The sequence below is a fragment of the Acinetobacter sp. V110_1 genome (genome assembly GCF_031798975.1).
GTDB classification, from domain to species: Bacteria; Pseudomonadota; Gammaproteobacteria; order Pseudomonadales; family Moraxellaceae; genus Acinetobacter; species Acinetobacter nosocomialis_A.
Genome location: NZ_JAVQNN010000030.1, coordinates 573,232 through 585,549 on the forward strand (window position 1 = coordinate 573,232; position 12,318 = coordinate 585,549).

Consider the following 12,318-nt stretch of genomic DNA (forward strand, 5'->3'; position numbering starts at 1 on the left):
CTATAACATGTCTGGCATAACTCTCAATCCAAAACACCCGATTGAGCCAAAGCTTCAAATGCTATTTTTTTGCTTTGTTGATCACGAAATGCGATAAAGCCCCCGTTTAATACAGTATCACGCTGGTTATATTCAAAGGGTTTACCTTTTAAGGTGAGTAACCCCCCACCTATACTCTCTAATAATCCCTGACCTGAGCTGGTATCCCATTCAGAGGTAGGATGAAATCTAGGGTAAATATCAATCTCACCCTCTAACATCATGCAAAACTTATAAGCACTGCCCGCTTCACGTCGAATTACGGTACGGTTTTTTTCAATCGGTTCAATAAATTTATGATATTTCGGATTTTTACTACTGTGGCTTAAACCAATTTGTACAGGTGCTTGTGTTGAATAAGGCTCTTTTTGATATTGGTACCATTGTTGTTGGCTAAAGCTATATTTAAAAGGCAACTCTTTTAAATAACCCAAATAAACAACCTGTTCACAAGGTACAACGATTACAGAGAAGATAGTTTCGCGCCCTTCAATCAAACTCAAGTTTATCGTGAACTCATCCCGTTCATGTATAAACTCTTTGGTGCCATCAAGCGGATCTAGCATCCAGCAAGAAAACCAGTCATGGCGAGCGCTATAGTCACTTTCTTCTGATAAGACAGGTAACTCTGGTGTAATTTCTGCAAGATGTTTTAATAAAAATTGATTTACCTTTAAATCTGCCTGAGTTACAGGTGAATCATCATGTTTTTCTTGAATATTAAACTCATATCCTGCTGAATAGTTTTGATATTCTTGTAATAAAATCTGACTAGCCTCTTCCAAGATTGGTAGCAGCTGTTCAATTAAGGCATCATTGGGACGAGTTGTTGTTATAAACATAAATAAGCTCTATTTACTTTCCTTTTCATTATAAGTGAATTATGACAAATTCAGTATTCAACAAGAGTCTAGTATCCTTAAAAATACATTCTTTTTAATTGAATCATTACAATTTTTTCATAAGCTTTGCTTTAAATTTTGAATCAGTAAAGTACTTATATTCAAAAGAAAATAACATTAATTTTTGTATATAAATTCTATTCTAACTTATGAAAAATAAACAACTTAACATAAATTCAAACATTTCATTTTCAAGCATTTCTTGTTATGTTCAATAGTACAATAACAAAACGGAAGACTAAAATATGATGCTATATGGATATCATTTCTCAACAATTGAAAATAACTGGGAAGACTTAACCCCATTAAACGAGTTTTTACAAACATTTGCAGACGATGATGGTGATGTGTCTCAAAGAGACAAAGAATCACTTAAAGAAATTATTGCTAAGTCAGATACCGCTTTGGCTTTGGCTAAAGAAATGGGTTGGGACGGTAGCTATACAGGTTGCCCTTATTTATTTTGGTTACCAAGTAAAAATACTCAATCGTTTGAATATGGCTTTGTATTTAAACAAACCTCAGATAACTCAACTTTTGTAATTTCACCAATTGAATTGGCTTATCTAGCACATGATGATCAGGTACAAACTTTAAGTAAGAATATTGACTAAGTATAAAGGGTTGTTGACTTAACAATTAAGCCAATAACCTAGCCCCACTATTGCTATTCAAATATACTTAATTGAGGTGTTGGTTTTATAATTTTCTCTTTGGGAACATGTAAACATTCAAACTCCTCAACAGGAAAACCTTCAACAAAACTCGAAATATCTGGTGTTTCTAAACTTAACCATTCATCTAAACGGTCATGTGGAATCACAATGACTGATCTTTTGACATCGCCCGGTTCGTGAAAGTCTTTCATCATAGGATGGTCAATCGCGTCCATGGTTAACATACTTGCAGAACGAACAATGGTTTCATTCATTTTGCAAATTTCATAGATTGCTGCAATGAAAAATGCCTCTCCATCTTTACGGCGTACAGCCCATCGCTCAGGTTTATCATTTATATATTTACTTTCATAAAACTCCGTCACGGGAATTACGCCGAACTTACATTTAAGTGCTGCTTCTTGAAAACTCGGTTTTTGGAAAATTGTTTCGTGACGCGCATTATAAGTATGTTTTGCTATGTTTGTATCTTCCGCCCATTTGGGAACTAATCCAAACATGACTTCACGCCATTCAAGACCTTGCGGTGATTTGAATAATAGCGGCGTTGTGCCAGCAGGATAAACCTCATCGGCATAGCTAAAGCCGACCACAGGCAACTGAAGTTGCTGTAATTGGGCAAGCGTTAAAGGTTTAAAGTTGGCACACATAGCAAGAATAAAACACTGTACTTTTACTTCTCTCATTTTATAAGCATTTACCACATAAACCAAATGAAAAGGCACTCGAAAGTGCCCTTAACGACATAACTTTACGCTTATGAAACGTGTTGAATACCTTGTGGAATCGCCTGCAATAGTCGCTTAGTGTAGTCATGTTGAGGATGCGCGTAGAGCTCATCCGAATTGGCAATTTCAACAACCTCACCATGATTCATGACCATGACTTGATCCGAGATATATTTCACAACCGATAAGTCATGTGAAATAAAGATATAACTTAGTCCAAACTCATCTTGTAAGTCCTGTAATAAGTTAAGTACTTGTGCCTGAACTGAAACATCGAGTGCCGAAACAGACTCATCACAAATTAAAATTTCAGGCTTTAGCGTTAAACAGCGTGCAATAGCAATACGTTGGCGTTGCCCACCCGAGAACTCATGTGGATAACGATAGTAAGCTTGTTCAGGTAAATTCACTCGTTCAAGTAACCCAAGTGCAATTTGTTTACGCTCCGCATCATCTTTACCAATGTTATGAATTTGCATAGGCTCTAATAAAATCTGCCCGATGGTAAAGCGTGGGTTAAGCGAAGCATATGGGTTCTGAAAGATGATCTGAATCTTCCGCTGATATTTAGCAAACTCTTTTTCAGTTAATGAAAGAATATCTTTACCCTCAATGAAAGCTTCACCACCTGTTGCTTCATGTAAACGCATGAGCAAAAGTCCCACAGTAGTTTTACCTGAGCCTGACTCTCCCACCAGACCAAGTGTTTTACCTTTTGCCAGTTTGAAAGAAACACCTTTTACTGCTTGAAACTCTTCCTTGCCAAATAACCCTTTACGGCTATAAAAGCTTTTTTTCAGATCTTTTACTTCTAAAATAATTTGCTCATCGCCATTTAAACCGCGTTTACGCTGTGGAATTTCTGAAACATCAAAGCTTTGCTCGACTAATACATTGTCTTCTTGACGCATAAAATCGCTGGTCACAGGCAAACGATAAGGTCGCTGGGACATTTGAGGACGACAGTAAAGCAACGCTCGGGTATATACATCTTCAGGTTGCTCTAGAACTTGTTCTGTAAGTCCCTGCTCTCTAATTTCACCATGACGCATCACAATGACTTGATCTGCAATTTCACCCACTAAAGCCAAATCATGCGTAATAAAGAGCATCGACATTTGACGACGCTGGCGCAATGATTCAAGCAGATCAATAATTTGTTTTTGAATGGTGACATCAAGTGCCGTAGTCGGTTCATCGGCTATCAGTAACTTAGGTTCACAAGCAATCGCCATTGCAATCATGACACGTTGCTGTTGACCACCAGACAGCTCGTTAGGATAAGCATCAATCTTAGTTTCTGGTGAAGGTATCCCGACCTCTTTAAGTAACTCTAAAACACGTTGACGGGCCTGTTTACGACTCATACCCATGTGTAAACACAACACTTCTGCGATTTGATTACCTACCGTAAAAACGGGATTTAATGATGACATTGGTTCCTGAAAAATCATGGCAATATCTTTACCACAGATTTTTCTCATATCCTTACGGGATAAGCTGAGTAAGTCTTGACCTTCAAAAACAATCTTACTTTTTTCGTCAATTTTACTTTGACCTACAGGTAGTAAGCCCATAGTTGCCAAAGAAGTAACTGACTTGCCGCTACCCGACTCACCAACTAAAGCGACAGTGGTATTTGCTGGAATATTAAAGGAGATTCCTTTAACAGTTTCGATATACTGCTTGTCTTCACCTTTAAAGCTTACACGTAAGTTTTCAATGTGGAGTAAAGGGACACTTTTTTGTTGTTCTGACATTAGGTTTTCCTCTTATTTTAGTTTTGGATCTAATGCATCACGCAGTGCATCAGTAAACATTGAAAATGCCGTAACCAAAACAGCCATTGCGACAGAGGCTGCGACAAGCTGCCACCATTTTCCTAAAAGAAGTTCACTTTGCGCCTCATTTAACATACTGCCCCAAGACACTACGCCGACAGGTACACCGAAGCCTAAGAAGCTCAAAATAACTTCCGATTTAATAAAAGAAACCACCAAAATTGACATTTGAACCAAAGCAATATGGCTGACATTAGGAAAAATATGAATGAACATACGGCGAAAATGTCCAACACCAATTGCCTTGGCAGCCAGAACATATTCACGTGAGGTATGTTTCATATACTCAGCACGAATTAAACGGTAAACACCTGTCCAGCCCGTTAAACCTAAAATTAGAACAATAGATAAAATGCCCTTTTGTTGAAGTACGGCAGCTATCGCAAGAACTAATAATAAATATGGAATGGAAGTAAAAATGTTATAAAACCAGTTAAGGATGTCATCTACCCAACCACCAAAGTAACCTGAAATTGCCCCTAATAATGTGCCTAAGGTCACTGCGAGTAATGCAGAAACTAGCCCTACAATAATTGAGGTTTCGGCACCTTTAATGGTCTTTTTAAGGACATCTTGTCCCCATTTGTCAGCTCCAAATATAAGCGTACTTTTAAGTTCACTTTGCTGATCGAGTAAATGTCCACCTAGTTGCTGATCAATTGCTTTCATATCATCTGCTAACGGATCAACTACACCATAATAATCAATTGCACTTCCAGAGGTCTTTTCTTGTTTAATTTCAGCCTTGAGTTGGTGAATGACATCTTTTAAAGGATCGACTGGATTTTCCGGTAACTCTTCATCTACAGCAGCTGTCTTTTGCAAAGCTTCATTTGTTTTATCTGCACCTATAAATGTAGGAGGTGCATAACTGACAGCAACTTCTTTATTCCAGTCCGATGCAATCACTCCCGTAAATGATAGTAGTAATACGACCAGATAGAACAGCACAACAATGAGTGATGCAATTGCAATTTTGTCAGCCCGAAGGCGACGCATTGCAAGACGCCATAAACCCGCTGAAGCAGGCGCTGTCTGGGTTTGTAATTTTCTTTTTGATAGAACACTTAGCATAACCCACCTACTTCAACTGTACACGTGGATCAACCACTTTGTAGACTAAATCGGCAATCAAGTTAAAAATCATGGTTGCAGCTGCAATGTAGACTGTAATTGCTTTAATCACAGGAAAATCACTTCGCTCAACTGCGATAATTACTTCTCGACCAATACCGGGAATACCAAAAAAACGTTCAATTAAAAATGCACCTATGAGCAACGCAGGCAAAGTCGCCATCACATCGGTAATAATAGGAATTGAGGCATTACGTAAAACATGCACACCTAAAATTCGGCTTTCCCCTACACCTTTAGCCCGTGCCGTTCTAACATAATCTTGGTTAATTTCATCAAGCACAAAACTACGGTATAAACGTAAAGTAGGTGCAATACTCACCACCAACATAATTAAAATTGGAAGTAAGGCGAACTTAAATAAATTATCGGTAAAATTATCGCTCCAGCCCTGCACTGGGAACCAACTTAACTGATAAGCCAGAACATATTGAAAAACAATAATATAAACCAAGATACTAATCGACATGCCAATAGTACATAACATCATGACCATACGATCTGTTAAAGAGCCACGTACAGCCGACACAGCCAATGCCAAGCCAATTGAGATAACGGTTTGTAAAATAGTGAGTGGAATTAAAAGCGTTAGTGAAGGCCCCAAGCGGGTTAAAATAATTTGTGAAACCGGTTCCCCCGTACTCCAACTTGCACCATAGTCAAAAGTGAGAATCTGCTTAATAAAAATCCAGAGCTGAACGTAATAAGGCTGATCGACACCTAGCTGCTTACGAATGTTTTCAATCTGCTCAGGATTAGACATCTTACCTGCCAAAATATAAGCTGGATCTCCACCGACCCAGTTAAAAAGAATAAAGATAAACAGTACTACTCCCAACATGGTTGGAATCATCTGCCATAACCGCCGAATAACATATGCCAGCATAGTGATAATTCCTTATTTAACCCGTTGTCCGGTAATTTCATTAAAGAATGCTTTATTGTCAGGATCACGACCAAGGAAATCTTTAACCAACTCAGCTGCCGGTTTTTGGCTACCTTGTGACAAAATGGTTTGACGGTAACGTTGCCCGACTTGTGGGTTATTTAGGTTGTCACCATAAGCAGAAAGCATATCGAGAGCTAAAACCTCAGACCACATATAACCGTAATAACCCGCTTGATAGCCACCCATTAAGTGTCCAAACTGTCCAGGAAACTCTGTTGTTGGCACATATCCTAAAGCTGTAGCCGCTTCCATTTTTTGCCAAGTTTCTAAGGGTTTTACTTTTAAGGCATCAGCCGTATGAAGTGCCATATCGTACTGCGCATAAAGCGTTTGACGTGCATAACGTAAACCGCGCCCATAGTTATGTACTGCTTTTAAACGGGCAATTAATTCATCATCAACTCGTGGACATGCTGGATCACAATAATCAGCTACTTTAGACAAAGTTTCCTTACGGCGTGCCCACTCTTCATACATTTGAGATGGCGCTTCTACGAAATCACGCTCTACAGAAGTTCCAGACTGACTTGCATAACGGGTATTAGATAAAATGCCATGTAAGGCATGACCAAATTCATGAACAAAAGTTTCTAACTCGTCACTATTTAAACCTTTACGGTTAAAGTTTGTGACAAGTACTGACACGGGTAAGCGGTTAGTTAAAGTACTTCCACCATATACTCCCCAAACGGCAGCATGACCATATTTCCCTTCACGAGGGAATTTATCCATATATAGAGCACCGAGAAGCTTTCCTGTCTTTTTATCGACTACATCGTAATACTCAACTTCGCTTTGCCATGCTTTCACTTTGACAGGTTTAAAATCAATGCCATAAAGGTCAGATGAAATTGCAAATAACCATTTTTGTGCCGCTAAAGTCGGGAAATAATCACGAAGCTTTTCCTGATCAATTTGATATTTGCTCTTACGCAGTTTCTCACTCCAGTAAGCTTCACTCCAACGTGTTATCTCGGTTTTATCTAATGGTGTTTTTAAAGTTTGTGCTTTAAATGCACGGAGCTCTTCTACTTCTTTGCGCTCAAGTGGTGCCACCGTTTTTTGTACTTCTGCCAAAAACTGATTTACAGCTTCGGGCGTTTTTGCCATACGATCCTTTAACGCCCAATCTGCATAACTTGCTTTTCCAAATAACTGCGCCAGTTCATAACGCAAATCTATTGCTTGTTTGAGTAATTTTAAGTTTTGTTCAGTACCACGTCGTGTAAAGGCGATTTGATATCTTTTTCGGGCATCATCATTATCTGCCAGTTCCATAAATGGACGATATTCAGGATACTCAAAACCTAATAGATAGTTACCATTGGCATTTTTCTTTAACCCTGAAATATAACTTTCTGGCAGACCTTTCATCTCTTCAGGCGTAAATTCAAGTTTTTCAGGGTTATCACGAATATTACGGCTATATTCTTGTTCGAGTTTAGTCAATTCATCAAGAATCGCTTTCATTCTTGCACGTTTGGCTGGTTCTAATTGAACCCCTGTGTCTTCAAACTGATCCAAAATATCCTGACGGTATTTTTTATCTATCGGATCAGTCGCTTTTGTATTTTTAATTACGTTATATAATTTTGAATTTTGAAATATATCGGTATGTAACTGATTAATTTTAATTTCGCAATCTTCGGCTGCCTTACGTAATTTCGCATCTGGATCTACATTACTATATAAACCGACAGGTCCTGAAAAATCTTCAAGATGAGCAAAAATTTTGTCCCACTTTGCTAATATTGGAGCAGCGGCAACATCAGTTTTAACAGGTGTTTTTTCAAAGTTTGAAATCTCTTGCTGGATTTTTTTTAAATTAGAATCACACCATGCTGGGAGTTGCTCTGCTTTAAGTAATGGTAAGGTTGCACGTGTTGTCTCTGCCGATGCAAATTGACTTATACCTATCGTCAACATACATAATGTAGTCATTTTCAGTGTGTTATTTTTCATCGTATCTCCAATTTTTTTCATTTAATGATTAGATTTCGTATTTGTATCAATATCGAAGTACATCCATTCAGCATGTAAAATCGGATGCTTCTTATATCCAATGATTCGTGGTTGAGCCAACATATTTCTATAACGTGCATACAACACTTGCACTGGCATATACACTTCTAACAAACGTGTCATTTTTCGATAAATCACGTCGCGTTCTGGGCCAGGCTTAATCTGTTGAGACTGACGGTATAATTGATCAAACTCTGGTATTGAACCGCAAGACCAGTTGGTCATATGAGTGTTGGGGCCATAAAAATTCTGCATAAAATTATCGCCATCTGGATAATCGGCAATCCATGCAGAAGAGCCAAACATTCCGTCACACTGTTTTTGTGCCCGAATGAGGTCTGAAAAGAGCATAGGCTTGTACATCATACGGATATTCAAACTGTCAAAGTTCTTTTTCCAAAGCTCAGCGCTTTGCTGACCAATACTGTCATTACGCGCCATATATTCAATGACCAGAGGCTTGCCATTTGGTTGTGTACGCCATCCTGATGCATCTTTTTTATAGTGATATCGATCTAATAGTAAGTTTGCTGCTTTTACCGAATATGGGGTACTGCTTCTATATTGCGGATCAGAACCCACCACACCTGGCGGTACTGGAAAATGTAGACGCTCAGCATCACTATTACGTACTAATTTAATTTCTTGATCTATTGAACGAGACATTGCAATTGCACGGCGTAAAGCAATTTTTTCTTTACTCATTCCTCCGACAACAGGATTCTTAAGATTCCAATAGTTGTAACTAATTTCCGGATCAACAATACGCGATAAATGCACACCATCTTTTGCAAGTTCAGGTCTTAACTTGCCGTCTTTAATAGCTTTCGAGACTAATTGACCTTCAAGTTGAATGATATCAACTTCACCACGCTGGAATGCCAACCATCGTGACTGGTTTTCTTCCATTACCTGAATATCAATTGTGCCGATTTGAGGCATTTGTTTACCTTTGAGGCGTTTCACAATTGCTTGGTCCTCAGCACTACTGGCTACAAAGTTCCAAGTAAAACCGCGATAATCAGGATTCGCTTTTAAAACAATACGCGAAGCAGGCACCCACTTACTGAGCATATAAGGTCCTGTTCCTACTGGATGCCCCATAACAAAGCCAGATTTATCTTTATATTTTTCGATAACTTCACGCGCTACAGCCCCTGTAGGGTCATGTGCCAGTAATAACGGAAAGTTATAATCAGGCTTCACTAACCGAATAACCAAGGTGTACTTATCAGGTGTTTGTAAACCACTCACACTTTGATCATAGTTAAACTTTCCTGTTTTACTGGCTGATTGTACTAAAGCATCCATACCTTCAATTTTGTTCTCCAACAACCAGCTATTTGGCGAACGTAAATTTGGGTCCAATAAACGCTTAAAAGAGTACGCATAATCGTAAGCCGTTAACTCTCTAGGTTTACCTTTAAAAACAGGGTCCGGTGTAAAATAAATACCTTTTTTTATGTGAATAGTATAAGTCAGACCATCTGCACTCACTTCTGGCATAGCGGTTGCGATTTGGGGAATAAGCTTTGCTGGCCTTGCTAAATAGTCATAGGTATATAAAGTTTCAAATATCGAAGTAGTTACATGTGCCGAATATAAGTCATGGATATAAGCTGGGTCGAAACCTGTTTCAGCTGTTGGGAACGTATAATGTAAAACTTTATTCGGATCGGCTGGGCTTTTTGCAAAAATAGTCGTGGCACCTGTTAATGCCATTCCAGCAAATAATAGGCCTACACTACAGTGCTTGAGCTTTAGTCTTAAATTTTCAGTCATGATGATCTTTATCTAAAATTATTTTTTAATAGGGGTAATATCAAGATATTGCCAGTTTGTATTCATCATCGGGTGGGGTTTAAATCCCTGAACTTGTGGTCGTATCAACCAATTACGAATTCGAGTTACATGAATAATCCAAGGATTGTCAGCTTCAATCTGGCGATTAAGCTTTTCATAATATGGTAGACGTTGTTGCGGTGGTAAATGAATGGCCTGAGTATAAAGAGCATCATATGTTTTAGACTGATAACAAGCATGGTTTCCCTGTCCAGCATTTGGTCCATATAATAATTGTGCAAAATTATCTCCTTCGGGATAGTCAGCAATCCATGCCCCGCTCCACATCATATATTTACATTGAGTTGCGGCTTTTAAGTTATCTGCAAAATTACTTACTTTAAAGTCAGCACGAATCCCAATCGCGTCTAGATTTTTTTTCCAGAGTTCAGAATGAATAACTGATGCTGAGCTATTTTCATTATTAATTTTTAAAACTAAAGGTTTGCCATTTGGTAAGGTTCGATAGCCATCAGCCCCCTTTTTATAACCATAATAATCAAGCAGTTTATTTGCTAGCCGCGGATTATATCCTACGCTACTTTTATACTTCGGGTTATATCCGTTTACACCTTCAGGTATAAACATTTCTGCTCTCACTGCCTGACCTTTATATGCCTGTTTTATGCTTTCTTTTTGGTCATAGGCCAAAGTAATTGCTCGACGAAGCGCAATTTTTTCTGGACTAAAACCACCAATAACCGGATCACGCATATTCATCATGGTATAGGTCATTTCAGGTTCTTTATATGGAAAATGTTTAATGCCTCTTTTTTGAAAAGAAGCTTTAAGTTGATTTCCATCTAACGCTTGAGGAACGGCATCTGCTGTAAGTTTGTCAAAATCTAATTGACCCGATTGAAAAGCTAACCATCTTGATTGTTGTTCTTCAATGATACTGACCACCACCTTGCCAACTTGCGGCATTTTCTTTCCAGACATTTCCTTAACAAGTTGGTTGTCCCAAGGCGTTCCTGTTGACTTAAAATTCCAGACGAAACCACGATAATCAGGATTGGCAACCAATTCGACCTTACTTCTTGGAACATATTTACTTAACATGTACGGTCCGGTACCTACTGGATGCATGCCAATACGATCACCGTAATAATCAACAACCTCTTTAGCAACGCTACCAAACGTAATATAGGCAAGAATATAAGGAAAATTAAAATCTTGGCGAGTTAAGGTAAACTGTAGGGTATATCGATCAGTCGCTTTAAGCCCTGCAATTGGCGCGGCATAATCAAACTTTCCAGTTTTCTTTGCTTGAGCTACAACTGCATCAGCACCCACTAATTTTCCATCCAGAAAAGAAACGGAAGGTGCTCTATTTTTAGGGTCTAAAATACGTTTAATTGAATAAACATAATCTTCGGCCACCAATTCACGGCGCTTGCCTTTAAAGGCAGGATCATCCGTAAAATAAATACCTGGCTTAATTTTAAATATATAAACTTTACCGTCTTGCTCAACCTTCGGCATGCTTTCAGCCGTATAAGGAACTAGTTGTAGTGGACGTGCTAAATAATCGTATTTGAGTAGAGGTTCAAAAATAGCTTCTGCAATACTTGCACTATAGAAATTGGTGGTTTTAACCATGTCAAAACCGTCATCAGGTGCTTCATAGGCAACATGCAAAATCTTATTGGGTTGTGCTGGCGTAATTGCGTAAGCACATGGAACTGATGTAATAGCCAAACTTAAAATGGCGAGCTTAAAAATTTTTAATTTCAAGTTCATATCCACATAACTAATTTTTTTAAAAGATATTAACCTTTTGAGTAACATCTAAATCCGCATAAGAAAAGTTCTTTTTTCAGCAGATAGGCCTATTTGGGATTTGGAATTCACTTTCCTTTATCATCTTTTTATTTGATCAAATGGAAAAATAAATTCAAGTACCCAGAGTTTTGTAACTACTGAATATAAAGCGAATTTCATGCCATCTATGAGTATTCATAATAAAATATTTAAGATTATTCGAAATTCATATTTTTATTAGGTACTTAAATCCGTTTGAACTATATAAATAAAAGTTACTTTTTGCCAAATATTATATTTGTATATGTTAATCATTTAACACCTTAAATGCACAAAAAAAATACATTAAAGATTCAATATGCATCATATTAATCCATTTATACTTAAGAGAAAATATTAACTTAATATACTGATAATTAA

The 12,318-nt window shown here is 37.9% G+C and carries 9 protein-coding genes; 1 reads left to right on the forward strand and 8 read right to left on the reverse strand.

What is annotated here, in order from left to right; all coding sequences use genetic code 11:
- Positions 1–23: 23 nt before the first annotated feature.
- Entirely contained in the window at positions 24–881 is an 858-nt protein-coding gene (locus tag RMA95_RS13650; RefSeq protein WP_107973248.1) for a 3'(2'),5'-bisphosphate nucleotidase CysQ, read from the reverse strand.
- Between the two features lie 305 nt (positions 882–1,186).
- Between RMA95_RS13650 and RMA95_RS13655 the strand changes: the two genes are divergently transcribed.
- Positions 1,187–1,555, forward strand: a complete 369-nt coding sequence (locus RMA95_RS13655; RefSeq protein WP_039251368.1) for a hypothetical protein — start codon at positions 1,187–1,189, stop codon at positions 1,553–1,555.
- Positions 1,556–1,608: 53 nt separating this feature from the next.
- Here RMA95_RS13655 and RMA95_RS13660 read toward each other — a convergent pair whose 3' ends face one another.
- The 7 genes from RMA95_RS13660 to RMA95_RS13690 all read right to left on the reverse strand — a co-directional run bounded on the left by RMA95_RS13660 (position 1,609) and on the right by RMA95_RS13690 (position 11,883).
- Positions 1,609–2,268: an SOS response-associated peptidase family protein gene (locus RMA95_RS13660; RefSeq protein WP_311072281.1), complete on the reverse strand. Its 660-nt coding sequence runs from the start codon at positions 2,266–2,268 to the stop codon at positions 1,609–1,611.
- A 107-nt stretch (positions 2,269–2,375) separates the two neighbouring features.
- A complete protein-coding gene (locus RMA95_RS13665; RefSeq protein WP_311071300.1) occupies positions 2,376–4,106 on the reverse strand; it encodes an ABC transporter ATP-binding protein in 1,731 nt (576 codons plus the stop codon).
- A gap of 12 nt (positions 4,107–4,118) precedes the next feature.
- Positions 4,119–5,261: an ABC transporter permease gene (locus RMA95_RS13670; RefSeq protein ID WP_311071302.1), complete on the reverse strand. Its 1,143-nt coding sequence runs from the start codon at positions 5,259–5,261 to the stop codon at positions 4,119–4,121.
- Positions 5,262–5,268: 7 nt separating this feature from the next.
- Entirely contained in the window at positions 5,269–6,207 is a 939-nt protein-coding gene (locus tag RMA95_RS13675) for an ABC transporter permease (RefSeq protein ID WP_004709076.1), read from the reverse strand.
- Between the two features lie 12 nt (positions 6,208–6,219).
- Positions 6,220–8,253, reverse strand: a complete 2,034-nt coding sequence (locus RMA95_RS13680; protein ID WP_311071304.1) for a M3 family metallopeptidase — start codon at positions 8,251–8,253, stop codon at positions 6,220–6,222.
- Entirely contained in the window at positions 8,254–10,077 is a 1,824-nt protein-coding gene (locus tag RMA95_RS13685; RefSeq protein ID WP_311072283.1) for an ABC transporter substrate-binding protein, read from the reverse strand. It lies immediately after the preceding gene.
- A 15-nt stretch (positions 10,078–10,092) separates the two neighbouring features.
- Positions 10,093–11,883, reverse strand: a complete 1,791-nt coding sequence (locus RMA95_RS13690; protein WP_311071306.1) for an ABC transporter substrate-binding protein — start codon at positions 11,881–11,883, stop codon at positions 10,093–10,095.
- Positions 11,884–12,318 lie beyond the last annotated feature (435 nt).